Raw genomic sequence first — 22,820 nt, forward strand, 5'->3', positions numbered from 1 at the left:
AACCCAATCGGGTCCGGGGGTTATTGGCGCCCTGATCAGGGATGCGTTCAGCGCGGCGGGCGGATCACGGCGTACTGGGCCCACTCGCCGCGGCGGAACAGCACATTGATGGGTTTGGACCTGTCGACCTTTGCCAGTGCAGCTTCCAGGTCTTTCACCGTGGCCGTCTCGGTGTTGGCGATGGCCACGATCACATCACCTTCGCGCAAACCAGCGCGAGCCGCCGAGCCTTCGGCCGAGGCGATGCGAACACCCGCCTTCAGGTTGAGCTCTTTCTTCTCGGCCGCGGTGAGATCGGCGAGGCTCAAACCCAGGCCTTGCAGCGCATTGCTCGACTGCGGCTTGCTCGGCTCGGGTGCTGCGGCACGAACTTCGGGCTTTTCGGGCTCGAGTTCGGCCACGGTGATGGAGAGCTCGCGCTGGCTGCCTCGCCTGAACACGGTCATGGCGCTTTTGCTGCCCGGCTTGGTGTTGCCCACCAGGCGCGGCAGGTCCACCGATTTGTCGATCTCCTTGCCGTCGAACTTCAGAATGATGTCTCCGGGCTCCACACCCGCCTTGGCCGCAGGAGAATTGGGCTCCACCCCGCGCACCAGTGCCCCCTTGGGCTGACCCAGGCCAATCGACTCGGCCACTTCCTTGCTGACCTGGTCAATCTGAACCCCGATGCGCCCGCGCGTCACGCGCCCGGTGGCCCTGAGCTGGTCAGAAACGCGCACCGCTTCATCAATAGGGATCGCAAACGAGATGCCCTGGAATCCGCCAGAACGCGAGTAGATCTGGCTGTTGATGCCGACGACTTCGCCGCGCATGTTGATCAGAGGCCCGCCCGAGTTGCCGGGGTTGATGGCGACATCCGTCTGGATGAAAGGCAGGAAATCACCGGTGTCGCGCTGCTTGGCGCTGACGATGCCAGCGGTCACGGTGTTCTCGAGGCCAAAGGGCGAACCGATGGCCATCACCCATTCGCCCACACGCAGACGGTTCAGGTCGCCGATCTTCACGGCGGTCAGTCCGGTTGTTTCGATCTTGACCACCGCCACATCAGTGCGCTTGTCGGCACCGACCAGCTTGGCTTTGAATTCTCGCTTGTCAGGCAGCGTGACGATGAGTTCGTCGGCGCCATCGACCACGTGCGCATTGGTCATGATCAAGCCGTCGGGACTCAGAATGAAGCCCGAACCCACGCCGCGCGGCTGCGCTTCCTCGGAGGGTCCGCCACGATCGGGCCGCGGGGCGCGCGGCGTCACCCCGGGAGGAATGGGGATACCAAAGCGGCGAAAGAACTCGAGCATCTGTTCATCAGGAGCGGTGCCGGGACCGCTGCTGGCACTGGCGCGCTCCAGGGTGCGAATGTTGACCACCGAGGGCCCCACGAGGTCAACGAGGTCGGTAAAGTCGGGCAGGCCACGAACGCTGCCAGCGGGAGGAACGGTGGGAACCACGGCCGACTGCGCCAGTGCAGGCACGGGCGTGAAGAAGGCCGTGGCGCCACCGAAGGCCAGCGCCGTGCCGGCCAGCAGCGACAACACCGAGGAGTGAGAGGCAAAACGCGTCATGTTGATCCTTTGATTCTCAAACGCAAAATGAATGAAACGCTGGCGGAACACATGGAATGACCTGCTCTGGTGGTGCAGGTGAGCACCGCAAGAGCGCGGAGCCCGGTCAGCGGGTTCGCTCCAGTGCCAAAGCAAAGCGGCGCAGGGTCTGCTCCGGAACTTCACCTAGTACGGTGAGCCAGTGCTCGCCCACCCGCCGACTGACCGAATGGGTCGCACCCACCACCGCAGACGATTCCTGCACGTGGCGTTGAGGATCAAACGGCTCGACGAAAAGGGAGACCGAGGCGAGTCCATCTGAAAAAACCCACTGCATGGGGGCCATCCCAGGAGCCTGCGCCGTGCCGCTGTCCCTGGTGTGGCAGCTCATGGCGCTGAAGCCCGGCACCGGCTCCTTGAGGCGCCAGCCCTCAGCCTCGGCAGAGGTTTTCTTCAGAGCGGGCTTGTGCACTTCGTAGCCCCGCGTGTCCTTCATGAGCTTCTTGAGCTTATCCATGCTGACTGGCGCATCCAGCTGCAACTCGGAGAATGCCATCTGCTCAAGCACCCCACCCTGCTGCCCCAGCGTCTGGAGCTTCACCACCAGGCCAGACTGTTGCTCGGACCAGATGCGGTAGCCAAAACGCAACTCATCGCGCGGAAGAATCTCGACCATGTCGGCCAGATGTCCGGCGACCCGTTGAACGCCAACTTCGCGCGCCTGGTAGTACTGGGGAATCAGGTTGTTGGGTGTGCGCAGCAATTCGGGGAACAAACCCAACGAGTCCCGCTTCTCCACCAGCGCGGTCTTGGCCTCGGGCACGAAGGTGATCACGTCGTTGTTGCGCCGGATGGTGGTGCGCGGCGTGCCGGTCAGTGTGTCGATGCGCTCCATCTGCTGGTTGCCATCGCACACATGCCAGATCTTGGAAGCCGACATGGACGACCCGGCCGAAACCACCAGGGTACCGATGTAGGCACGCTGCCGGGATCCCTCGTGCATGCGTGTGAGCCACTCGTTGACGCTGCGCGTTGCCGTCTGGGCAGGAGTAGCCCCCTGGGCATGTGCCGGAACCGCAAGACCAGAGGTCAGGGCCAGCAGCGCCACCGCGCCCCAGCGACGGAGGCAGGGCCAGGAAGGCTCGCGCTGAGCGAGAAAAGAGGAAAACTCAAGTGGAGGCACGGACAAGGGCAAGACAAACGTCATGGCGGTTCAGCGGTCGGTGGCGTCGTAAGTGGCACCACGGATGAAGCCAGTGGGCATCTGCAGCGCGGACATGCCACCATGCTGCCGGTGCTCCGCCAGCAACTCTTCCAGCCTGGCATCGCGGATCACGACGCCCTGACCGGTATTCACCGCCACTTGGCTGGTTGCTGCAACAGGCGCCACGCCCGCCACCGGTACCACGCTCGATGGGCTGGCCGGCGCAGGGGACACGACGGCCAGTTGCGGGCCCGAGGCTCCACCGGCGCCCTGAGGCGCAACGCCAACAAGGCTCCAGGTGACCGCCATCACCGCCGCCACAGAGGCCACACCAGCCACCATCTTCCAGCGAAAAACGGCATCGTTCGCGGCCACCTGGGTCACCGATTCCACGCGGGTTACCGCAGGCTGAACGGGATCGACCGCGCTTTCGGACTTCAGGCGCTCCCGAACACCAGCCAGAAAATCGGCGGGCGCCTGGCTGCTCACCACCGTGTTCGAGCTGCGTAGCACATCGCCAATCAAATGATAGGCATGCCAATGACCGAGGCTCTGCGGGTCCGCTTCGATCTCCGCGAACAAACCACTCAACGCGGCGGCGCTGAGTTCACCATCGACGAGAGCGGACATCGACTCCTGGGAGTGCGACGGGTTCAAATTCATATCTGCGGCATTCATGATGGATATCCCAATTTCTCGAGGCAAGAAGCGGTTGCCCTACCAGCGTTTTCCCGACTGGCGCTCCAGCATCGGCTTGATGCGCCCCGAAATCGCCTCACGGGCTCTGAATATCCGGGAACGTACCGTTCCGATGGGGCATTCCAGCGCCGTGGCGATTTCTTCATAGCTCATGCCCTCGATCTCACGCAGGGTGATCGCCATGCGCAGCTCTTCAGGCAGCGCGTCCATGGCGGCGTTGACCGCCTGGGCGATTTCCTTGCTCGCCAGCACCGCCTCGGGCGTCTCGGTGTCGGCTACTCCCGAATTTAGTTCGCGTTCCGGGGCGGAAGTTTCATCATCGTCCGCCGATTTCATCTGCGACTGGAAAACCAGCGGGTCACGCTTGAGTTCCATGAGTTGTTTCTTGGCCGTATTGACCGCGATGCGGTAGAGCCAGGTATAGAACTGGGCATCGCCGCGAAACTGGGCCAGAGCCCGGTAAGCCCGAATAAACGTCTCCTGGGCGATGTCCTGTACCAGGTCGCTGTCTCGCACCATGCGACCAATCAGACGCTCAACGCGGCGCTGGTACTTGATGACCAGCATTTCAAACGCCTTCTGCTCGCCGGCAAGCGTGCGTTGCACCAGCATGACATCGCTGTCCGGCGGCGGGGGAGCGGTGTGATCTTCGAGTGTCATGCGCGCGAAAATATACCCCAAGCGCTCTGCGCCACCGGGCTTGCGGGCCATGCCATCAACCGTCGGTCGAATGCAGCGCGCGCCTCAGGTCGTTCCAGCGCGCCGGCTCGCGCCATTGCTCTACCCAGATCCAGCGGGAATCGCAGCCCGCGCCCCGGAGTCGCAGCAAAGCCAGTATCTGCAGGTCGATGGCGAGCGCGACACTGTCCAGGCGAGTCGCTTCCACACAGCCCCCGCCCCGCCAGCGCCAGGCGCCCTGCCCGTCTGCCGGCGACAAGGATACGGAGGGTGCTTGCGAATCCCATTCCAGCCGCCCTCGATGGGATCGTCGCCAGTCCCAGGTTGCCCATGTGGCCCAAACCAACCAGAGCACCGCCCCCGCCGACGCTGTCCATGCCTGGGCGAGCGAAGCATGTCTCACCGCCGTCCACCACAGCAGCAGCATGCCAAGCCCCGCCAGGGCGAGCAATGCCATGAAGGCAGCGAGAAAGCGGCAACGCCCCACCGGGTACATCACCGATGGGGCGTTGTGCATGCGAGAAGAAGGAGATAGGCGCGATCGTTGGGGTCAGGCGCGCCGGAAAACCAGGGTGCCATTTGTGCCGCCAAAACCGAAGTTGTTCTTCACCGCCACATCGATCTTCATGTCGCGCGCGGTGTTGGCGCAGTAGTCCAGGTCACATTCCGGATCCTGGTTGAAGATGTTGATGGTGGGGGGGCTCTTCTGGTGGTGCAAGGCCAGCACGGTGAACACGCTTTCGATGCCGCCTGCGCCACCCAGCAGATGACCAGTCATGGACTTGGTCGAATTGACGACCACTTTGCGGGCATGCTCGCCCAGCGCCGCCTTGATCGCGTTGCTCTCGTTCACATCGCCCAGCGGCGTGGAAGTGCCGTGAGCATTGAGGTAGTGAACTTCGTCGGCGTTAATGCCTGCATTGCGCAAGGCATTGACCATGGCGCGGCGCGGGCCGTCCATGTTGGGCGCAGTCATGTGCCCGGCATCGGCGCTCATGCCATAGCCACTGAGTTCTGCGTAAATGCGGGCGCCGCGCGCACGCGCATGCTCGTATTCTTCAAGCACCATCACGCCAGCACCTTCGCCCAGCACAAAACCGTCGCGGTCACGGTCCCAAGGGCGGGAAGCCGTGGCTGGGTCGTCGTTGCGTGTAGAAAGAGCGCGCATGGAGGCGAAGCCACCCACACCCAGTGGCGAGACCGTGGCTTCCGAACCGCCCGCCACGATCACATCGGCATCGCCGTACTCGATCTTTCGGGCCGCTTCACCAATGCAGTGCAAGCCGGTGGTGCAGGCAGTGACCACGGCGAGGTTGGGCCCCTTGAATCCAAACCGGATGGAAACATGGCCGGCGATCATGTTGATGATGGAGGCAGGCACGAAGAACGGCGAGATCCGGCGCGGGCCCCTATTCATGAGCTCGGTGTGGGTTTCCTCGATCTGCGGCAAGCCTCCGATGCCCGAACCGATGATGCAGCCAATTCGCGTGGCCAGCTCGTCGTCCAGCGCATCGCCCACTGGCAGGCCTGAATCCATCACCGCCTGATGGGCAGCGGCAATACCAAAGTGAATGAAGGCGTCCATCGATCGCGCTTCTTTCGTACCGATGTACGAAGCCAGATCGAAGTTTTTGACCTCACCCGCGATGCGGCACGCGAAGTTGGTGGCGTCAAATCTCGTGATGGGGCCGATGCCCGACTGGCCTGCCAGCAGGTTGGTCCAGGCTTCTTCCACGGTGTTTCCCACGGGACTGATGCATCCCAGACCGGTGACGACCACACGACGACGACTCATTCTTGTTCCTCAGGACGGTGCGTTGAATGTCCAACGCGTCGACCCCGGAGCGCCTGGAAACTCCAAGGCAACCCGGCGGTCATGCGTTGACCATCAGGCCTTCTGATGGGCCATCGCGTAATCGATGGCGTTCTGAACGGTGGTGATCTTCTCGGCGTCCTCGTCAGGGATCTCGATGCCGAATTCGTCTTCCAGAGCCATCACGAGTTCAACCGTGTCCAGCGAGTCGGCACCCAGGTCGGCCACGAAGGCTTTCTCGTTGGTGACCTGCCCCTCTTCCACGCCGAGCTGCTCGGCAATGATTTTCTTAACACGTGCTTCGATATCGCTCATAAGTCCCTCTGAGGGTGGTTGAAATACAAGGCCGCCATTTTAGCCATCCCGGGGAGGTCTCCCCAGATGGCCCGCCGGGCGGCTCACGCGACGAAGGAATGCAATTTGCCCTGTGGCATCAAGCCATGAACATGCCGCCGTTGACGTGCAGCTCCTGGCCGGTGACATAAGAAGCTTGCGGGCTGGCCAGATAAGCGACCGCGTGAGCAATGTCGGCGGGTTTTCCAAGGTGTCCGAGTGGAATCTGGCCCAGCAACGCCTTTTGCTGCTCTTCGGGCAGCGCAGCGGTCATGTCGGTCTCGATGAAACCAGGCGCCACGCAGTTCACGGTGATGTTTCGACTGCCCAGTTCGCGCGCCAGCGCTCGCGTCATGCCAGCCACACCGGCCTTGGCGGCCGCGTAGTTGGCCTGACCGGCATTGCCCGACGCACCCACCACACTGGTGATGCTGATGATGCGGCCGTAACGCTGTTTCATCATGGGACGAATCACGGCACGGCTCATGCGGAACACCGCCTTGAGGTTGGTGTCGAGCACCGCATCCCAGTCGTCATCCTTCAGGCGCATCGCGAGCATGTCACGCGTGATACCGGCGTTGTTCACCAGGACCTGCAAACCGCCATGGGACTTGACGATCTCATCGATCAGCGCGTCGGCCGCCACGGCATCGTTGACGTCCAGCTTCGCGCCTCGACAACCGCTGGCAGCGCCAGGCAAAGCGGTGAGCGCCACGCCTATGCGGGCGGCACCCTCATCGCTGGTGGCGGTACCAATCACGGTGAGGCCGCGCAAAGCCAGTTCCTGTGCGATGGCGGCGCCAATGCCACGAGAAGCGCCAGTGACCAGGGCCACCTGGCCGGCAAATTTGATGTCAGACATGGGGAATCTCCAGACGTCAGGCCAGCAGGGCCTTGACCTCAGTCAAGGTGGCGGGATCGAAAAGGGCCGCACCGGTCAGCTCGGGATCCACGCGCTTGACCATGGCAGCCAGCACCTTGCGGGGGCCACATTCGACCACGGTGTCGATGCCCAGGGCCTTGATGGCGAGGACGCACTCGACCCAACGCACCGGCCCGAAGGCCTGGCGGTACAGAGCGTCGCGAATGCGATCAGGATCGGTTTGCACCGCCACGTCGATGTTGTTGATGACGGGAATCTGCGGCGACATGATGACGGTGTCGGCGAGCTTTTCCTTCAGCTTCTCGGCTGCAGGTTTCATCAGGCTGGAGTGGAAGGGCGCAGACACCGGCAAGGGCAGCGTGCGTTTGGCACCCAGCGCCTTGAGCACTTCGCACGCCTTGTCCACCGCGGCCTTGCTGCCTGCGATCACGGTCTGCACAGGGTCGTTGTAATTCACCGCCTCCACCACCTCGAGGCTGCCAGGGCCGAAGCTGGCCATTGCTTCTGCACAGCCGGCCTCCACGCTGGCGGGGCTCAGTCCCAACACGGCTGCCATGGCACCGGCACCCGGTGGCACAGCGTCCTGCATAGCCTGTGCGCGAAATCGAACCAGAGGGGCCGCCTGCGCCAGCGTCAAAGAGCCAGCGGCCACGAGGGCCGAGTATTCGCCGAGCGAATGCCCCGCCACGACAGCCGGCGGTTGACCTCCCTCGGCGCACCAGACGCGCCAGGCCGCCACGCCGGCCACCAGCATCACCGGTTGGGTGTTGACCGTTTGCGCCAGAACCTCTGCCGGACCTTCATGTATGAGTTTGCCCACGTCCTCGCCCATGGCGTCAGACGCTTCTTTCAAGGTTTCGAGCACCGCAGGGTGATCACCCCAGGCGTCCAGCATGCCCACGGCCTGGGAACCCTGCCCGGGAAACACAAATGCAAAATTCTTCTTCATGGGATCTTCTCTTCAGACAAGGACGGGAGGGCCGGCTCAGAAATCCAGCAGCACCGAGCCCCAGGTGAAGCCACCGCCCACACCTTCGAGCATGAGCGTGTCGCCCTTCTTGATCTGGCCCAGACGCACCGCGTGGTCCAGCGCCAGCGGAATTGACGCGGCCGACGTATTGCCATGCTGATCCACGGTCACCACCACCTTGTCCATGGACATCTTGAGCTTGCGCGCCGTGCTCTGCATGATGCGGATGTTGGCCTGATGGGGAATCAGCCAGTCGATGTCGGCCGTGGTTCTGCCTGCTTTTTCCAGCACGGTGCGCGCCGTGTCCTCAAGAACGCCGACCGCCAGTTTGAAAACCGCCTGCCCGTCCATCTTCAGCAGCGGGTCGCCCAGAATCTGGCCCCCCGAGACATGGCCCGGCACACAAAGGATGCCGGTGTGTTTGCCGTCGGCATGGATATCAGTGGCCAGAATGCCCGGCGTGTCGGAGGCCTGCAGCACCACAGCCCCCGCACCGTCACCGAACAGCACGCAGGTGGTGCGGTCACTGAAATCCAGCAGGCGGCTGAACACTTCTGAGCCCACCACCAGCGCATTGCGGGCGCCACCCGTGCGGATCATGGCATCGGCCACGGTCAACGCATAAATGAAACCACTGCACACCGCCTGCACATCAAAGGCGGGGCATCCGGCCAGACCCAGTTTGTGCTGCAGGATCGCCGCGGTAGAGGGAAAAACCATGTCGGGCGTGGAGGTCGCCACGATGATGAGGTCGATCTCGCTGGCTGGAAGGCCGCTGGCCTCCAGCGCCTGACGGCACGCGTGCAGAGCCATGTCACTGGCGTAAACACCGTCAGCCACGAAATGACGCGCGCGAATGCCGGTGCGCTCCACAATCCAGTCGTCGCTGGTTTCGACGCCGCGCTCAGCCAGCATCGTCACCATGTCGGCGTTGCTCAAACGCCGAGGAGGCAGGCAACTGCCGGTACCGGTGATGCGGGCGTAACGTGTCATGCGGGGAAAATCGAGGAATTCAAAGGGTCGGAATGCTCTTGAGTTCGCTGGGCAGAGACTCCGGCGAGATCAACGGCTTGGCATGGGCAATGCGTTCACGGACGTTGTCGAGCAGATGGTTGTGGGCTGCATCATAAGCCCGGCTCAACGCCGTCTCGAAGGCAAAGGCATCGGCCGAGCCGTGGCTTTTGAAGACCAGGCCTTGAAGCCCCAGCAGCGCGGCGCCGTTGTAGCGACGGTGATCTACGCGGCTTTTGAACGACATAAGCACGGGATAAGCAACGATGGCCGCAATTTTGCGGAAGATGTTGCGAGAGAACTCTTCCCGAATGAAGCCGCTGATCATGGAGGCCAGGCCTTCGCTGGCCTTGAGCGCCACATTGCCGACGAAGCCATCGCACACGACAATATCGGTCGTGCCCTTGAAGATGTCATCGCCCTCGATGTTGCCGAAAAAGTTCAGATCGCCGGTGTTGGACGCATTTCGAAGCAGAACACCCGCTTTTTTGATGACTTCGCTGCCTTTTATGACTTCTTCGCCCACATTGAGCAAACCGACGCTGGGCTCCTTGCGGCCGGTGGCGGCAGCCACCAGGGCCGATCCCATCACCGCAAACTGCAGCAGGTGCTCCGCCGAACAGTCCACATTGGCACCGAGGTCCAGCACGGTGGTGGCGCCACCTCGGGCGTTGGGCATCTGAGTGGCGATGGCCGGACGGTCGATGCCATCCATCGTCTTGAGCACATAACGAGCGATCGCCATCAGCGCACCGGTGTTGCCGGCCGACACCGCCGCCTGGGCTGCACCCTCTTTCACCTGATTGATGGCAACGCGCATGGACGAGTCCTTCTTGCGCCGCAGGGCCACTTCCACCGGGTCATCCATGCTCACCACCTCGGTGGCGGGCACCACGCGGCAGCGCACGTTGTTGAGGACTTGGGGCCAGGCGCGGAAGACCTCGGCCCTGCCCACCAGCAGCAACTGGGCTTGAGGGTGGCTGGTCAGAAAGGCGCTGCAGGCCGGCAGCGTTACCGCCGGACCGACGTCCCCTCCCATGCAATCCACGGCGATGGTGATCATGAAGACATCCTGGAAGCGTAAAAAAAGCCCGCATGCGACATGCGGGCTCTTGCCTCAATCGCCAGCTGGTCCCCGATCGCGATGCCGCGGCGAGGCCAGAGGCGGCCCGTCATTCAGGCTTCGGACTTGTTTTTCAACACCTGGCGTCCACGGTAGAAGCCGTTGGGGCTGATGTGGTGACGCAGGTGGATTTCACCCGTGGTGGGTTCCACGGCGATGCCGGGCACGTTCAACGCATTGTGCGAGCGGTGCATGCCGCGCTTCGACGGGGACTTTTTGTTTTGCTGGACGGCCATGGTGGGCTCCTGAATTCGGTAGGTTGGCGCCTCACCCGCACAGCCTGAGTTCTTCAGGTGCCTCTGGATGCCAGCGCAAAGCCAAGCATTATAGCTTGAAGCCCGTCCAGATGCTACAGGCTCACTTCTTGAGCTGCTCCAGAGCGGCAAACGGGTTCTTTCGCTGAGGCGGATCGTCATCGGCCACACCGGGATCTCCTGCCTTGTGCACCAGGTCCACCGGACACGTGCCGTGCAAGGGAACCAGCGGCAGCGCCATGAGCAACTCGTCCTCCAGCACTTCATACAGACTGGGCCGCGGCTCCAGCGCCAGCAGGTCTTCTTCGGCATCGTCGTCCTGTGCTTCAGCCGTGGCTTCATCGGCCACGAAACGGAACCAGCGGTCCACTTCGAGCGGCGTGTCCACGGGACCCAGGCAGCGCTGGCAGGTCAGCGGCAAGCTGGCCCGGGCCGTCAGGTGCAGCCAGGGCGACGGCGCAGCGCCGGTTGCCCCCGGTCTCATTTCAGCGTCGGTCTCCCAGTGCACCGAGCCCAGGGAGGGTGCGTCGCCATCTGCCTCGTCACGCAGCCTCGGCAGACGCGACAGAGGCGTGTCGAGCGTCAGATGGCCCTGCGCCTGCGCAAAGGCACGTGCATCCAGTCGATCTGGATTCCACGCGGATTTCGGGGGGGTCTTCATGGAGGCAGTGTAAAAGAATGCAGAGAGAATACCGCCCATGACATCCTCGCCCCACACCGCCCGCAGCCTGGTACTCGGCTCGACCTCCCGCTACCGTCACGAACTCCTGTCGCGGCTCGGTGTGCCGTTCGAGGCCATTGCACCCCAGGTCGACGAAACCCCTGATCCAGGCGAAAGTCCGTCCGACTTGGCACTGCGCCTGGCACTCGCCAAGGCACGCGACGTCGCGCGGCGGTATCCAGGGGCTGTGGTGATCGGCAGTGACCAGGTGGCCGACCTTGACGGTGAACCTCTGGGCAAGCCCGGGACACACGAACGGGCGGTCGAGCAGCTCAGGCGCATGAGCGGCAAGACGGTGGTGTTCCAGACCGCGCTGGCGGTGGTGTGTGTGGACACGGGATTTGAACAATCTGACATCGCGCCCGTGCGCGTGGTTTTTCGCACCCTGGGCGAGGATGAGATCGAACACTATTTGAGGACCGAACAGCCCTACGACTGTGCTGGCAGTGCGAAGAGCGAGGGACTGGGCATCGCGCTGCTGGAGCGCATTGACAACGACGACCCCACCGCTTTGGTCGGACTCCCCCTGATCCGCACTTGCCGCATGATCCGGGCAGCAGGCGTGAAGATATTGTGAGCACCCACTTCAACAAGCAAGGGGCGCTCTACCTGGTGCCTACGCCGCTGGATTTCGGCATGGGCCTTGAAGAAACCGCGCCCGTCGGCCATTTCCTGCCCGTCGAAACCCTGGCCGTCGCCAGCCGGCTGACACACTGGATCACGGAGAACGCCAAGAGCACGCGCGCCTTCCTCAAGCGGGTGGAGTCGGCTGCTGGCCTGGCCGCGCCGCTGCAGGATCAACACATCGCGGAGTTGCCCCGCGCAGCGCATAAGAAGGGCGACCATGCGCCTCAAGCCGACGGCGAGCCAGCAGCGCGGGATCTGCTGGCGCCCGCACTCGCAGGGCACGACATCGGCCTGGTCAGCGAAGCGGGCATGCCGGCCATCGCCGACCCGGGCAGTTCGATTGTTCGGGCGGCGCACGCGCTGGGCCTGCGGGTACTGCCCTTGACGGGACCGATTTCACTCATGCTGGCGCTGGCAGCCAGCGGGCTCAACGGACAGCAATTCGCGTTTGTGGGTTACGTCCCCCAGGAAACCGCCGAGCGCGCCAGGCGCCTACGTGACCTGGAGGCGCTGGCACTGAAAACGGGGCAGACGCAGATCCTCATCGAAACGCCGTACCGCAATGTCGCCTTGCTGCGGGCGCTGCTTCAGACGCTGCACCCACACACGCGTCTCGCGGTGAGCGGCGCGCTGACCCTGGATCAACAGGTGAGCCGCAGCGCGCTGGTGAGCGAATGGCGGCAATCGAAGGATTTGCAGAGCGGCCTGCCATTGCAGGCGCCGTGCGTCTTCCTGTTGGGCCGATGAGCTTCAGCGCATGATGCGCTGAAGGTGCGCACGCACCGAACCACTGAGTTCCGCGTTGGCCAGCGCGAGATCGATCGTGGCTTCCAGGAAGCCTTCCTTGCTGCCGCAGTCGTAGCGCTGGCCGTCGTAGCGGAACGACTGAACCTTCTCAACGCCGATCAGCGCTGCGATGCCATCGGTGAGCTGAATTTCGCCGCCGGCGCCGCGCGGCTGGCGACGGATGCTTTCGAAAACCGCGGGGGTCAGGATGTAGCGTCCGGCCACTGCGAGCGTGGAGGGAGCCACCTCGGGCGCGGGCTTCTCCACCATGCCGAACACCTCGGCCAGTTGCTGCTGGTTGCCGTGCACGTCCACCACGCCATAGCGCTTGGTCTCGGCCCGCGGCACGTCCTGCACCGCCAGCACGGTACCCGGACTTGACTCGTAGGCCTGCACCATCTGCTGCAACACCGTAGGGCCACCCTTGGCCTGGTCGCGGCCCATCATCAGGTCGTCGGCCAGCAGCACGGCGAAAGGCTCGTTGCCCACCAGCCTCTCGGCGCACAACACGGCATGACCCAGGCCGAGCGCGCGGGGCTGGCGCACGTAGACGCAGTCCATGTCTGCGGGCTTGATGGAGTGCACCAGCTCCAGCAAGGCACCCTTGCCAGCGGCCTCAAGTTCGACCTCGAGTTCGTAGGCGGTGTCGAAGTGATCCTCGATCGCGCGTTTGTGACGGCCGGTAACAAAAATCATCTCGCGAATGCCGGCTGCGTAGGCCTCTTCCACCGCGTACTGCATGAGGGGCTTGTCCACCACCGGCAGCATCTCTTTGGGGATGGCCTTCGTGGCGGGCAGGAAGCGGGTACCGAGGCCGCCTACGGGAAAAACTGCTTTCCGGATGGTCATGTAGATTCGCCTTTTCTGCGGGTTCGTGAAGTTTGGCTCACCATGTTAACGGCGTGTGTTAAGCGCACAGCCTACAGACTACACTGACTCGGGTCGACCGTTGAATACTGCCGCCTGGCAGGCTGGAGTTCGACCCAACCGCAACATACAGCGCCCATGAGCATCACCCCCGTCATTCTTTGCGGGGGCTCAGGCACCCGCCTGTGGCCCCTCAGCCGGCAGAGTTTTCCGAAACAGTTTGTACCGCTGCTGGGCGACAAAAACCTGCTGCAGCTCACGCTCGAACGCCTGGCCTGGTGCGCGGCGCCGGCCATCTGCGTGGCAAGCGAGGACCACCGCTTTCTGGTGGCCGATGCACTGGATTCACAGCATGCCGCCGGGCAGGTGCTGCTGGAACCCGCCGCCCGCAACACCGCCGCTGCCATGGCGCTGGCCGCGTTGCTCGCTCGGTCGCAGGGCAATGCAGATCCGTTGCTGCTTTTCTGTCCATCCGACCACCACATTCCCGATGCGAGCGCCTTCGCCAGGACCATAAAACAAGGCGTGGCAGCGGCCGAGGGCGGTGCCATCGTCACCTTTGGCGTGGTCCCCAGTTTCCCCAGCAGCGCATACGGCTACATCCAGCAAGGCGACGACCGCGCGGACGGCAGCCGGAGCGTGGCGCGATTCATCGAGAAGCCCGCGCCTGCTGCTGCTCAGGCTTTGCTGCTGCAAGGCAATGTGCTGTGGAACGCTGGCATCTTTCTGGTGCGCGCCAGCGTCCTCATCGAAGCGCTGGCAAGGCACGCCCCGGACATCCTTCAGTCCTGCGAAAACGCCATGGCCCAACCCCGCACCGAAGCGGTGGGCCGCGTGAGTTTTGTGCGGCCCGAGGCGGCGTCTTTCCTGGGCTGCCGCTCGCAGAGCATCGACTACGCTGTGATGGAGCCGCACGACAACGTGGCGGTGGTCCCGTTTCAGGGCCAGTGGAGCGACGTCGGAAGCTGGAATGCGGTGGCCGAGCTCAGTACCGCCGACGGCGACGGCAACCGCGTCACGGGTCACGGACATGCCTTGCAGGCTCGCAACACGTTCATTCACGCCCCAGGGCGCACCGTGGTGGCGCTGGGCACGCAGGACCTGCTCATCATTGACACACCCGATGCCCTGCTGGTGGCGCAGCGCGACCACGCAGAACAGGTCAAGGACGTGGTGGCGCACCTGAGCGCGCGCAACATCTCGCAAGCGGCCACACACCGCCGCGTTGCCCGGCCGTGGGGCTGGTACGACAGCGTGGACGTGGGCGAGCGTTTCCAGGTCAAGCGGATTGGCGTCAAGCCGGGTGCCTCGCTCAGCCTGCAGAAGCACCACCACCGGGCCGAGCACTGGATCATCGTCAAAGGCACGGCAGAGGTCACGCGCGGACAGGAGGTCTACCTGCTGTCCGAAAACCAGTCGACCTACATTCCGATTGGCGAGGTGCACCGTCTGCACAACCCCGGCAAGATGGTGCTGGAGATGATCGAGGTGCAGTCGGGCAGCTACCTGGGCGAGGACGACATCGTTCGACTGGAAGACATTTACGGCCGGCAGCCGGACGCGGCCAAGACGGACAAGTGACCCATGAAAATCCTGCTCACCGGTGGCGCCGGGTACATCGGCAGCCACACCGTAGTTGCATTGGTCGAAGCGGGCTTCGAACCCGTGGTGGTGGACAACTTCGCCAACAGCCACCCGGTGGTGCTCGATCGGCTGGCTAGCATCGCGGGCCAGACGGTGCCGCTGGAGCGCGGGGATGTGCTCGACACCCCTTGGCTGCAAGGCGTTCTGCAACGGCACAAACCGGCCGGTGTGGTGCACTTCGCGGGCGACAAGGCGGTGGGCGAAAGCGTGGCCCAGCCGCTGAAGTACTTTCACAACAACATCGGCGGTGCGGTCAGTCTGCTGCGCGCGATGGAGGCGGTGCGCGCTGAAGACCCCGAGGCAACGCCTGCACTGGTGTTTTCAAGCAGTGCCACGGTGTATGGGGAGCCGGCCCGCATGCCCATCACCGAGGACTTTCCGCGCGGCCACACCAACCCCTATGGTCACAGCAAACTCGTGATCGAAGACATGCTTTACGCCCTGAACGCGGCGCGTCCTTCGTGGCGCGTGGGGGTGTTGCGGTACTTCAACCCCGTGGGCGCCCATCCCAGCGGGCTCATCGGCGAAGACCCGACCGGCATCCCCAACAACCTCATGCCGTATGTGGCCCAGGTGGCGGTGGGCCAGCGCGAACACCTCAATGTGTTCGGCAACGATTACCCCACGCCGGATGGCACCGGCGTGCGCGACTACATCCATGTGCAGGACCTGGCCGCCGGGCACGTGGCCGCCATCAAGGCCTTGCTGGGAGGCGGCGAGAGTTTCACGGTGAACCTGGGTACCGGGCGCGGGCACAGTGTTCTGGAAGTGTTGCGTGCGTTCGAGAAAGCCAGCGGACGCGCCGTGCCCTACCGGATTGCGCCCCGCCGCCCCGGCGATGTGGCGCAGTGCTGGGCTGACGCCGGCCTCGCCTTGCGCCTGCTCGGCTGGCGTGCCAGACATACGCTCGACGAGATGTGCGTCGACACCTGGCGCTGGCAGAGCGGCAACCCCACCGGCTACCGCATCTAGAAGCACCTTACTTCAGCTGGACACCGGCTGCGCGCGCGGCCATGAACACGCCTTCGCCGACGCTGGCGCCAAAGCGCTTGGCCAGGCGCAGGCCCACGTTTTCACGCTGGGTGTAGTCCACGATTTCTTCGGCCTTGACGACCTCGCGCGCCACGAAGTCGAGGCTTCCCAAGCCGTCCGCCAGGCCTTCATTCACCGCCTGCTGGCCGCTCCACACGAGGCCGCTGAAGGTGTTGGCATTTTCCTTCAGGCGGGGTCCACGGCCCTTTTTCACCACTTCGATGAACTGGGCGTGGATCTCGTCCAGCATGCGCTGGATGTAAGCACGTTGCGCCTCGTCCTGCGGGCTGAAAGGATCGAGCAGGGCTTTGTTGGCGCCGGCGGTCATGAGGCGACGCTCGACGCCCAGCTTTTCCATGAGACCCGTAAAGCCGAAACCGTCCATGAGCACGCCAATGCTGCCCACCAGGCTGGCCTTGTCGACATAGATGTCGTCGGCGGCGGCGGCAATGTAGTAAGCGGCCGAGGCACAGGTTTCCTCCACCACGGCATACACTTTTTTCTTGTGCAGACCCTTCAGGCGGTTCAACTCGTCGTTGATGATGCCGGCCTGCACCGGGCTGCCGCCAGGCGAGTTGATCAACAACACCACCGCCTGCGCGCCCTCATCCTCGAAGGCCGAACGCAGGGCTGGAATCACGTTTTCCGCGCTGGCCTCGGCACCCGCGCCAATCTCGCCCTTGATCTCCACCACGGCGGTGTGGGGCGTGCTCACCGAAGTGCTGCTCGCGTTGGCGCTGTAGATCATCCAGACCACGGCGCCAAACAACACCAGCCAGAGCAGACGGAAGAATATCTTCCAGCGCCGCGTGGCCTGTTGTTCCCGGATGGTGGCCAACACGAGTTTCTCGATCGTCTCGCGTTCCCAGCCACCGCCGGCCGGACGGCTCGCGCCCTGGTTCATGGGGTCTTCATTCATGGTCGGTCGCTCTCAGAATTCAAGGGGTTTGAGGTGGTATTGTGACCGCCAGTGGACCACGCCATCGTGCTCCACCAGCTCTATCTTGAACAGGCCTCCGCGGCAGGGTCCCCCCTGGCACTCGCCGGTATCGGGCTGGTAGACCGCGCCGTGCGTGGCGCACAGCAGCCAGCGGCCGGTGTCATCGAAAAACCGGTCGGGTTGCCAGTCCATTTCCATGGCGACGTGCGAACACCGGTTGAGGTAGGCGTGGGCCTGGCCTTCAAAACGCACGGCAAACGCTCGGCACGTCTGGCCGGCGTAGTTCACGTCGAACGACACCGCGCGCCCGCCCTCGACCAGATCGTGGCTGTTGCACAGCGGGTGGATCGGATCTTGATCGGCGGCCATGGCGATCTCAGGCGTTGGCACCCAGCCAGTCGTGCAGCTCGCGCACGGAATGCGCCACGTGCAAAGGCTTCAAAGCGTCAAAGGCGGCGGGCTCGTGCGCGCCGTAGCTCACACCCAGGCTGGCGCAGCCGGCGTTCAGCGCCATCTGCAGGTCGTGCGTGGTGTCACCGATCATCAGCGTGCGTTCGGGCTTCACGCCGAATTCGCGCATGAGCTCGTGCAACATGCGTGGATGTGGCTTGCCGGCGGTCTCGTCGGCCGTGCGTGAACCATCGAACACACCATGCAGTTCCTGCGTGTGCAAGACTTCGTCCAGCCCCGCGCGATTCTTGCCGGTGGCCACCGCCAGCAAATGTTGCCGCCCTTTGAGCTCGGAGAGCAGCGGCAACACACCCGCGAACAGGCTGAGGTCGTTCTGATGCGCCATGTAGTGAAAGCGGAAACGTTCGCCCAGCCGGGCGTATTGCTCGCGCGGCACATCGGGGGCGGCATGGGCCAGCGCCTGCATCAGACCCATGCCGATGACGTAGCTGGCGGCCTCCTGGGTTGGCGGTGTATAGCCGAGGTCGGTCACCGCGCTCTGTATGCAGCGCGCGATGACGGCGGTGGAATCGAACAGGGTGCCGTCCCAGTCGAAGGCAATGAGGTCGAATTGGCGGGGGCGCATGGTGTCAAAGCGTCTGCGCGTGGTGGCGCAGGTGGTCCTCGATGAAGCTGGCGATGAACCAGTAACCGTGATCGTAGCCGTCGTGGCGTCGCAACGTGAGCGGTTGCCCGGCCTGCACGCAGGCGGCCTCGAAAAGATGAGGATGCAATTGCTCGGCGAGGAATTTGTCGGCCATGCCCTGGTCGATCAGCAGGGGCGGTGCCTTGTGACCCGCGGACACCAGTGCGGTGGCGTCGTGCGCATCCCAGGCGCGGCGGTCCGCACCGAGATAACCCGTGAATGCTTTTTCACCCCACGGGCACCGACTCGGCGCGGCAATCGGCGCGAGTGCCGAGACGCTGCGGTACAGCCCGGGGTGGCGCAGCGCCAGCGTGAGCGCGCCGTGGCCGCCCATCGAATGGCCCAACACGCCGACCCGGCCTGCATGGGCAGGGAAATGGCTCGGTATCAGCGCATGCAGCTCCTGGGTGATCCAGCTTTCCATGCGGAAATGCCGGGACCAGGGTGCCTCGGTGGCATCGAGATAGAACCCTGCGCCATGGCCAAAATCCCAGGCGGCGCTCGCGCCGTCAATGCCTGTGTCGCGCGGGCTGGTGTCGGGCGTGACCAGCATCAAGCCCAGTTCGGCCGCTACACGCTGGGCACCGGCTTTGATGGCGAATGTTTCCTCGTTGCAGGTCAGGCCGGCAAGAAAGAACAGCACCGGCACCGGGCCCTTCTCAGCCTGCGGCGGCACAAAAACGCCGAACTTCATCGGCAGGCCAATCGAGCTTGAGGCGTGCTGGTAGAAGCCCTGAACGCCGCCAAAACAGCGATGGGTGGACAAGGTCGTGATTTCAGTGTTCATGTCATGGACTCAATGGCGCACGAGTTCCAGCACCGCGTTGGCAAAGGTCTGCGGCGCTTCCTGGGGCAGGTTGTGTCCTGCCCCAGGCACCAGGCGGTGCGAGCGCGGGCCGGTGAACTGCGCAGCGTGGGCGCTGGCCTCCGCAGGCGGACGCACGCCGTCATCGATGCCGTCGAAAGTGATGGAAGGAACTGCGATGCGTGGCTGCGCAGCGAGGCGCTTTTCAATCTCGGCATAAGCCGGGTCGCCCGGGACGAGGCCGAATCGGTGCCGGTAGGAATGGATCACCACGTCCACAAAGTCCGGGTTATCGAACGCTTGAGCGCTCCGCTCGAAGGTGGCGTCGTCAAACCGCCAGGTGGGCGACCATTGCTTCCAGAGAAGGCGGCAAACATCGCGGCGGTCGCGGGTGAGCGCGGCGCGCCCGCGCTCGCTGTGAAAGAAGTACTGGTACCAGAGCATGTGCTCGCGATCGGCCGCCTCGGGCTCCAGCGCGCGCGCGATGTTCTGGATGTTGTAGCTGTTCAGTGACACGAGCCCCTTGCAACGCTGCGGCCAGAGCGCGGCGACCACGCAAGCGGCGCGCCCACCCCAGTCGTAACCCGCCAGCACAGCCTGGGGAATGGAAAGTTCATCGAGCAAGGCCAACAGATCGGCGCCCAGCGCTGCCTGCTCGCCGGAGCGCGGGGTTGCCGAGCTCAGGAAGCGCGTCTGGCCGTAGCCGCGAAGGTAAGGCACGACCACGCGGCAACCCTGCGCGGCCAGCTGCGGCCAGACCTCGGCGTAGGCGTGGATGTCGTAGGGAAATCCGTGGAGCAGCACCACGGGCGAACCATCTGCCGGGCCCGCTTCCACGAACGCCACGTCGAGCACACCCGCGTGGACGCGATGGAGCGTGAGTGCCTCGCTCATGAAGGAAATCAGAACAGCACGACGCCGCGGATCGATTCGCCGCGCTTCATCAGATCGAATCCCTTGTTGATGTCGGCCAGCGGCATGGTGTGGGTGATCAGGTCGTCGATGTTGATCTTGCCTTCCATGTACCAGTCGACGATCTTCGGCACATCGGTGCGGCCGCGTGCGCCGCCGAAAGCAGAGCCTTCCCACTTGCGGCCGGTCACCAGCTGAAACGGGCGTGTGCTGATCTCGGCGCCGGCTTCGGCCACGCCGATGATGATGCTGCGACCCCAGCCCTTGTGCGTGCACTCCAGCGCCTGGCGCATCACCTGCGTGTTGCCAATGCACTCAAAGCTGTAGTCGGCCCCGCCGTCGGTGAGCTGCACGATGGCGTCCACCACGTTCTCCACTTCCTTCGGATTGATGAAGTGCGTCATGCCGAACTTGCGCGCCATCTCCTGCCGGGCGGGGTTGATGTCCACTCCGATGATCTTGTCGGCGCCCACCATCTTTGCGCCCTGAATCACGTTCAGGCCAATGCCACCCAGGCCGAACACCACCACGTTGGCGCCCGCCTCCACCTTGGCGGTGAAGATCACCGCGCCGATGCCGGTGGTGACGCCGCAGCCGATGTAGCAGACCTTGTCGAAAGGCGCGTCCTCGCGGATCTTGGCCAGCGAAATCTCCGGCGCCACGGTGTAGTTGCTGAAGGTGCTGGTGCCCATGTAGTGAAAGATGGGCTTGCCGTCGATGCTGAAGCGGCTGGTGGCATCGGGCATCAGGCCTTTGCCCTGTGTGCCGCGAATGAGCTGGCACAGGTTCGTCTTGCGACTCAGGCAGAACTTGCACTGTCGGCACTCGGGCGTGTAGAGCGGTATGACGTGATCACCCTTTTTCAGCGTGGTCACACCCGGCCCCACATCCACCACGATGCCCGCACCTTCGTGGCCCAGGATGGCCGGGAAAATGCCTTCTGGGTCGGCGCCCGAAAGCGTGTAGTAGTCGGTGTGGCAGATGCCAGTGGCTTTGATCTCCACCAGCACTTCGCCGAGTTTCGGGCCCTGCAGGTCCACGGTCTCGATGGTGAGTGGCTGGCCTGCTTTCCAGGCGACGGCGGCTTGCGTTTTCATGGTGTTTTCGGAGGTGGATGAAATCGTGTGGGAGGTTACCGCAGAATGCCTCAGGTCGCCCTGGCGCTGCGGGATACCATGCACGCCATCTCCTCAACCAACCGGGCAACTTGCCCCAGGCATTCATGCAGACGGATGTGCTGATCGCAGGCGGTGGCCCTTGCGGCCTCATGCTGGCCAACGAACTGGGGCGCCGTGGCGTGCGCACGCTGCTGCTGGAGCCCAGGAACGGCACCGCCTTCAACCCGCAGGCGAACGCGACACAGGCGCGCACCATGGAGCACTTCCGGCGTCTGGGTTTCGCCGACGAAATCCGCGCGCAAGGCCTGCCGGCGGACCACCCGACCGACATTGCCTACTTCACACGGTTCTACCAGCACGAACTGGCCCGGTTGCGGCTGCCCACCGCCAGCCAGGCCGCCGCCACGGTCAAGCGCCTGGGTGGTTCGTGGAGTGCGGCAGAGCTGCCCCACCGCGTGTCCCAGAAGTTCGTCGAAGCTACCTTGCTGCAACACGCTCGCGCCTGGCCAAGCATTGAAGTGCGGCACGGCTGGCGGCTGCGCGCGTTCAACGACCGGTCAATGGACGTCCTGGCGCAGATCGAATCCGTGGATGGCGCTTCGACCGCGTCGGTCACCGCAAAATACCTGGTGGGCGTGGACGGTGCGCGCAGCCTCGTCCGCCGGCAACTGGGCATCGAATACGGCGGCGCCACCGGCTTCAAGCGCGACTTCATGGGCGGAAAGATGTTCGCCATTTACCTTCGTGCGCCCACCTTCCTTGCCACGCTGCCCCACGACAAGGCCTGGATGTACGTGTCGGTGAACGCCGAGCGCAGGGCGTTCATGGCGTCCGTCGATGGCCAGAGCGAATTCGCCTTTCATGCGGCCATTCACGAGGGCGAAGACGCCGACGCCTGGACCGAGGACGACGCCCGACGCATCTTTTCGCAGGCCATGGGCCGCGAAACTCCGATCGAGATTTTGTCCATGCTCACCTGGACGGCTGGCCATGCGCTGGTGGCGGAACATTTCCAGCGCGGTCGCGTGTTTCTGGGCGGCGATGCGGCGCACCTGTTCACGCCCACCGGCGGGCTGGGCTACAACACGGCGGTGGAGGACGCGGTCAACCTCGGCTGGAAGCTCGCGCATGTCGTGCAGGGGCGCGCGCCCGAGTCGCTGCTGGCCAGCTATGAAATGGAGCGCAAGCCGCTGGCCGAGCGCAACACGGCCTATGCGAAGCGCTTTGCCGACTCGGTGGGCCTTTTTCAGGTGACGCCCGAACTCGAACGGGACACGCCCGAAGGCGAACGGGCACGCCAGGCCGCCGCCGTGCACCTGAACGCGCACGTGCGGCTGGAATTCAACATCCCGGGTGTCACGTTTGGCGGCCGGTACGACGGGTCTCCCATCGTCGTGCCCGATGGCACCACGCCACCCGACGACCAACCCAACGACTACGTGCCCACAGCCTGCCCCGGTGGCCGTCCGCCTCACGCCTGGCTTGCAGATGGGCGGTCCCTGTACGACACCTTCCACTTCGAATGGACGTTGCTGGCGCTGGGGCCAGAGGCTCCCGACAGTAAGGCGTTCGAGCTCGCAGCGCAACAAGCAGGCATGGATCTGCAGGTGGTCCATCACGCCGACCCGGCACTGCGAGCTCTCTACGAGGCGCCTCTGGTGTTGATCCGGCCCGACCAGATCGTGGCCTGGCGCGGCGAGGATGCGCGCCATGCATCACACATCCTGAGCCTCTGCGCAGGAGGTCAGGCGCCACCCATGCCTTGA

General features: G+C 64.1%; 25 protein-coding genes. 5 read left to right on the forward strand and 20 right to left on the reverse strand.

Annotated features, from left to right (window positions below):
• Positions 1-47: 47 nt before the first annotated feature.
• From CAP37_RS13460 to CAP37_RS13520, 13 genes are all read right to left on the reverse strand, one after another.
• The gene (locus CAP37_RS13460) at positions 48-1,559 is read right to left on the reverse strand and encodes a DegQ family serine endoprotease (protein WP_086124636.1); all 1,512 of its coding nucleotides are present in this window, start codon (positions 1,557-1,559) and stop codon (positions 48-50) included.
• A 106-nt stretch (positions 1,560-1,665) separates the two neighbouring features.
• Positions 1,666-2,745 (reverse strand): MucB/RseB C-terminal domain-containing protein, encoded by a 1,080-nt coding sequence (locus tag CAP37_RS13465; RefSeq protein ID WP_086124637.1) that lies wholly within the window; start codon positions 2,743-2,745, stop codon positions 1,666-1,668.
• A 6-nt stretch (positions 2,746-2,751) separates the two neighbouring features.
• On the reverse strand, positions 2,752-3,420 hold the full coding sequence (locus CAP37_RS13470) for a sigma-E factor negative regulatory protein (protein WP_086124638.1): 669 nt from the start codon (positions 3,418-3,420) through the stop codon (positions 2,752-2,754).
• 39 nt (positions 3,421-3,459) lie between these two features.
• Entirely contained in the window at positions 3,460-4,101 is a 642-nt protein-coding gene (gene rpoE / locus CAP37_RS13475) for an RNA polymerase sigma factor RpoE (RefSeq protein ID WP_086124991.1), read from the reverse strand.
• Between the two features lie 55 nt (positions 4,102-4,156).
• The gene (locus tag CAP37_RS13480; RefSeq protein ID WP_143435940.1) at positions 4,157-4,636 is read right to left on the reverse strand and encodes a hypothetical protein; all 480 of its coding nucleotides are present in this window, start codon (positions 4,634-4,636) and stop codon (positions 4,157-4,159) included.
• Between the two features lie 33 nt (positions 4,637-4,669).
• Positions 4,670-5,914 (reverse strand): beta-ketoacyl-ACP synthase II, encoded by a 1,245-nt coding sequence (gene fabF, locus CAP37_RS13485; protein WP_086124640.1) that lies wholly within the window; start codon positions 5,912-5,914, stop codon positions 4,670-4,672.
• Between the two features lie 93 nt (positions 5,915-6,007).
• A complete protein-coding gene (gene acpP, locus CAP37_RS13490; RefSeq protein ID WP_068173947.1) occupies positions 6,008-6,247 on the reverse strand; it encodes an acyl carrier protein in 240 nt (79 codons plus the stop codon).
• A gap of 118 nt (positions 6,248-6,365) precedes the next feature.
• Entirely contained in the window at positions 6,366-7,127 is a 762-nt protein-coding gene (fabG, locus tag CAP37_RS13495; RefSeq protein ID WP_086124641.1) for a 3-oxoacyl-ACP reductase FabG, read from the reverse strand.
• Between the two features lie 16 nt (positions 7,128-7,143).
• Complete coding sequence (fabD, locus tag CAP37_RS13500) at positions 7,144-8,097, reverse strand: ACP S-malonyltransferase (RefSeq protein WP_086124642.1); 954 nt, start codon at positions 8,095-8,097, stop codon at positions 7,144-7,146.
• A 36-nt stretch (positions 8,098-8,133) separates the two neighbouring features.
• Positions 8,134-9,111 (reverse strand): beta-ketoacyl-ACP synthase III, encoded by a 978-nt coding sequence (locus tag CAP37_RS13505; RefSeq protein ID WP_086124643.1) that lies wholly within the window; start codon positions 9,109-9,111, stop codon positions 8,134-8,136.
• A 19-nt stretch (positions 9,112-9,130) separates the two neighbouring features.
• Positions 9,131-10,192, reverse strand: a complete 1,062-nt coding sequence (gene plsX / locus CAP37_RS13510) for a phosphate acyltransferase PlsX (RefSeq protein ID WP_086124644.1) — start codon at positions 10,190-10,192, stop codon at positions 9,131-9,133.
• A 113-nt stretch (positions 10,193-10,305) separates the two neighbouring features.
• Positions 10,306-10,488 carry a 50S ribosomal protein L32 gene (gene rpmF / locus CAP37_RS13515; protein ID WP_019575026.1) on the reverse strand — a complete coding sequence of 61 codons (183 nt, stop codon included), beginning with the start codon at positions 10,486-10,488 and terminating at the stop codon, positions 10,306-10,308.
• Positions 10,489-10,609: 121 nt separating this feature from the next.
• On the reverse strand, positions 10,610-11,167 hold the full coding sequence (locus CAP37_RS13520) for a DUF177 domain-containing protein (RefSeq protein ID WP_086124992.1): 558 nt from the start codon (positions 11,165-11,167) through the stop codon (positions 10,610-10,612).
• A 37-nt stretch (positions 11,168-11,204) separates the two neighbouring features.
• Between CAP37_RS13520 and CAP37_RS13525 the strand changes: the two genes are divergently transcribed.
• Positions 11,205-11,804, forward strand: coding sequence for a Maf family nucleotide pyrophosphatase (locus CAP37_RS13525; RefSeq protein ID WP_086124645.1), 600 nt, complete (start codon positions 11,205-11,207; stop codon positions 11,802-11,804).
• Between the two features lie 59 nt (positions 11,805-11,863).
• Positions 11,864-12,601 carry an SAM-dependent methyltransferase gene (locus CAP37_RS13530; protein ID WP_086124993.1) on the forward strand — a complete coding sequence of 246 codons (738 nt, stop codon included), beginning with the start codon at positions 11,864-11,866 and terminating at the stop codon, positions 12,599-12,601.
• A 3-nt stretch (positions 12,602-12,604) separates the two neighbouring features.
• Here CAP37_RS13530 and galU read toward each other — a convergent pair whose 3' ends face one another.
• Complete coding sequence (gene galU / locus CAP37_RS13535; RefSeq protein ID WP_086124646.1) at positions 12,605-13,489, reverse strand: UTP--glucose-1-phosphate uridylyltransferase GalU; 885 nt, start codon at positions 13,487-13,489, stop codon at positions 12,605-12,607.
• A 156-nt stretch (positions 13,490-13,645) separates the two neighbouring features.
• Between galU and CAP37_RS13540 the strand changes: the two genes are divergently transcribed.
• Positions 13,646-15,088, forward strand: a complete 1,443-nt coding sequence (locus tag CAP37_RS13540; protein WP_086124647.1) for a mannose-1-phosphate guanylyltransferase/mannose-6-phosphate isomerase — start codon at positions 13,646-13,648, stop codon at positions 15,086-15,088.
• A gap of 3 nt (positions 15,089-15,091) precedes the next feature.
• A complete protein-coding gene (galE, locus tag CAP37_RS13545) occupies positions 15,092-16,123 on the forward strand; it encodes a UDP-glucose 4-epimerase GalE (protein ID WP_086124648.1) in 1,032 nt (343 codons plus the stop codon).
• 7 nt (positions 16,124-16,130) lie between these two features.
• Here the strand turns inward: galE and CAP37_RS13550 are convergent, their stop codons facing one another.
• Genes CAP37_RS13550 through CAP37_RS13575 form a run of 6 tightly spaced genes read right to left on the reverse strand, consistent with a single transcriptional unit; the run spans position 16,131 to position 21,033 of the window.
• Positions 16,131-17,102, reverse strand: coding sequence for a S49 family peptidase (locus CAP37_RS13550; RefSeq protein ID WP_256926965.1), 972 nt, complete (start codon positions 17,100-17,102; stop codon positions 16,131-16,133).
• Between the two features lie 12 nt (positions 17,103-17,114).
• Positions 17,115-17,492 (reverse strand): Rieske 2Fe-2S domain-containing protein, encoded by a 378-nt coding sequence (locus tag CAP37_RS13555; protein ID WP_086124649.1) that lies wholly within the window; start codon positions 17,490-17,492, stop codon positions 17,115-17,117.
• A 7-nt stretch (positions 17,493-17,499) separates the two neighbouring features.
• The gene (locus CAP37_RS13560) at positions 17,500-18,159 is read right to left on the reverse strand and encodes an HAD family hydrolase (RefSeq protein ID WP_086124650.1); all 660 of its coding nucleotides are present in this window, start codon (positions 18,157-18,159) and stop codon (positions 17,500-17,502) included.
• Positions 18,160-18,163: 4 nt separating this feature from the next.
• Positions 18,164-19,006: an S-formylglutathione hydrolase gene (fghA, locus tag CAP37_RS13565; RefSeq protein ID WP_086124651.1), complete on the reverse strand. Its 843-nt coding sequence runs from the start codon at positions 19,004-19,006 to the stop codon at positions 18,164-18,166.
• A gap of 9 nt (positions 19,007-19,015) precedes the next feature.
• On the reverse strand, positions 19,016-19,918 hold the full coding sequence (locus CAP37_RS13570) for an alpha/beta fold hydrolase (RefSeq protein WP_086124652.1): 903 nt from the start codon (positions 19,916-19,918) through the stop codon (positions 19,016-19,018).
• An 8-nt stretch (positions 19,919-19,926) separates the two neighbouring features.
• A complete protein-coding gene (locus CAP37_RS13575) occupies positions 19,927-21,033 on the reverse strand; it encodes an S-(hydroxymethyl)glutathione dehydrogenase/class III alcohol dehydrogenase (RefSeq protein ID WP_086124995.1) in 1,107 nt (368 codons plus the stop codon).
• A gap of 110 nt (positions 21,034-21,143) precedes the next feature.
• On the opposite strand from CAP37_RS13575, the gene CAP37_RS13580 reads away from it, so the two are divergent.
• Positions 21,144-22,820 carry an FAD-dependent oxidoreductase gene (locus CAP37_RS13580; protein ID WP_256926966.1) on the forward strand — a complete coding sequence of 559 codons (1,677 nt, stop codon included), beginning with the start codon at positions 21,144-21,146 and terminating at the stop codon, positions 22,818-22,820.

It is taken from the genome of Hydrogenophaga sp. IBVHS1 (assembly GCF_002127265.1).
GTDB lineage: Bacteria > Pseudomonadota > Gammaproteobacteria > Burkholderiales > Burkholderiaceae_C > Hydrogenophaga.

What these genes read in the sequence shown, in the direction of transcription:
- CAP37_RS13460 (WP_086124636.1), bottom strand. Translation starts at nt 1,559, where the DNA reads ATGACGCGTTTTGCCTCTCACTCCTCGGTGTTGTCGCTGCTGGCCGGC.
- CAP37_RS13465 (WP_086124637.1), bottom strand. Translation starts at nt 2,745, where the DNA reads ATGACGTTTGTCTTGCCCTTGTCCGTGCCTCCACTTGAGTTTTCCTCT.
- CAP37_RS13470 (WP_086124638.1), bottom strand. Translation starts at nt 3,420, where the DNA reads ATGAATGCCGCAGATATGAATTTGAACCCGTCGCACTCCCAGGAGTCG.
- rpoE (WP_086124991.1), bottom strand. Translation starts at nt 4,101, where the DNA reads ATGACACTCGAAGATCACACCGCTCCCCCGCCGCCGGACAGCGATGTC.
- CAP37_RS13480 (WP_143435940.1), bottom strand. Translation starts at nt 4,636, where the DNA reads ATGCACAACGCCCCATCGGTGATGTACCCGGTGGGGCGTTGCCGCTTT.
- fabF (WP_086124640.1), bottom strand. Translation starts at nt 5,914, where the DNA reads ATGAGTCGTCGTCGTGTGGTCGTCACCGGTCTGGGATGCATCAGTCCC.
- acpP (WP_068173947.1), bottom strand. Translation starts at nt 6,247, where the DNA reads ATGAGCGATATCGAAGCACGTGTTAAGAAAATCATTGCCGAGCAGCTC.
- fabG (WP_086124641.1), bottom strand. Translation starts at nt 7,127, where the DNA reads ATGTCTGACATCAAATTTGCCGGCCAGGTGGCCCTGGTCACTGGCGCT.
- fabD (WP_086124642.1), bottom strand. Translation starts at nt 8,097, where the DNA reads ATGAAGAAGAATTTTGCATTTGTGTTTCCCGGGCAGGGTTCCCAGGCC.
- CAP37_RS13505 (WP_086124643.1), bottom strand. Translation starts at nt 9,111, where the DNA reads ATGACACGTTACGCCCGCATCACCGGTACCGGCAGTTGCCTGCCTCCT.
- plsX (WP_086124644.1), bottom strand. Translation starts at nt 10,192, where the DNA reads ATGATCACCATCGCCGTGGATTGCATGGGAGGGGACGTCGGTCCGGCG.
- rpmF (WP_019575026.1), bottom strand. Translation starts at nt 10,488, where the DNA reads ATGGCCGTCCAGCAAAACAAAAAGTCCCCGTCGAAGCGCGGCATGCAC.
- CAP37_RS13520 (WP_086124992.1), bottom strand. Translation starts at nt 11,167, where the DNA reads ATGAAGACCCCCCCGAAATCCGCGTGGAATCCAGATCGACTGGATGCA.
- CAP37_RS13525 (WP_086124645.1), top strand. Translation starts at nt 11,205, where the DNA reads ATGACATCCTCGCCCCACACCGCCCGCAGCCTGGTACTCGGCTCGACC.
- CAP37_RS13530 (WP_086124993.1), top strand. Translation starts at nt 11,864, where the DNA reads ATGGGCCTTGAAGAAACCGCGCCCGTCGGCCATTTCCTGCCCGTCGAA.
- galU (WP_086124646.1), bottom strand. Translation starts at nt 13,489, where the DNA reads ATGACCATCCGGAAAGCAGTTTTTCCCGTAGGCGGCCTCGGTACCCGC.
- CAP37_RS13540 (WP_086124647.1), top strand. Translation starts at nt 13,646, where the DNA reads ATGAGCATCACCCCCGTCATTCTTTGCGGGGGCTCAGGCACCCGCCTG.
- galE (WP_086124648.1), top strand. Translation starts at nt 15,092, where the DNA reads ATGAAAATCCTGCTCACCGGTGGCGCCGGGTACATCGGCAGCCACACC.
- CAP37_RS13550 (WP_256926965.1), bottom strand. Translation starts at nt 17,102, where the DNA reads ATGAATGAAGACCCCATGAACCAGGGCGCGAGCCGTCCGGCCGGCGGT.
- CAP37_RS13555 (WP_086124649.1), bottom strand. Translation starts at nt 17,492, where the DNA reads ATGGCCGCCGATCAAGATCCGATCCACCCGCTGTGCAACAGCCACGAT.
- CAP37_RS13560 (WP_086124650.1), bottom strand. Translation starts at nt 18,159, where the DNA reads ATGCGCCCCCGCCAATTCGACCTCATTGCCTTCGACTGGGACGGCACC.
- fghA (WP_086124651.1), bottom strand. Translation starts at nt 19,006, where the DNA reads ATGAACACTGAAATCACGACCTTGTCCACCCATCGCTGTTTTGGCGGC.
- CAP37_RS13570 (WP_086124652.1), bottom strand. Translation starts at nt 19,918, where the DNA reads ATGAGCGAGGCACTCACGCTCCATCGCGTCCACGCGGGTGTGCTCGAC.
- CAP37_RS13575 (WP_086124995.1), bottom strand. Translation starts at nt 21,033, where the DNA reads ATGAAAACGCAAGCCGCCGTCGCCTGGAAAGCAGGCCAGCCACTCACC.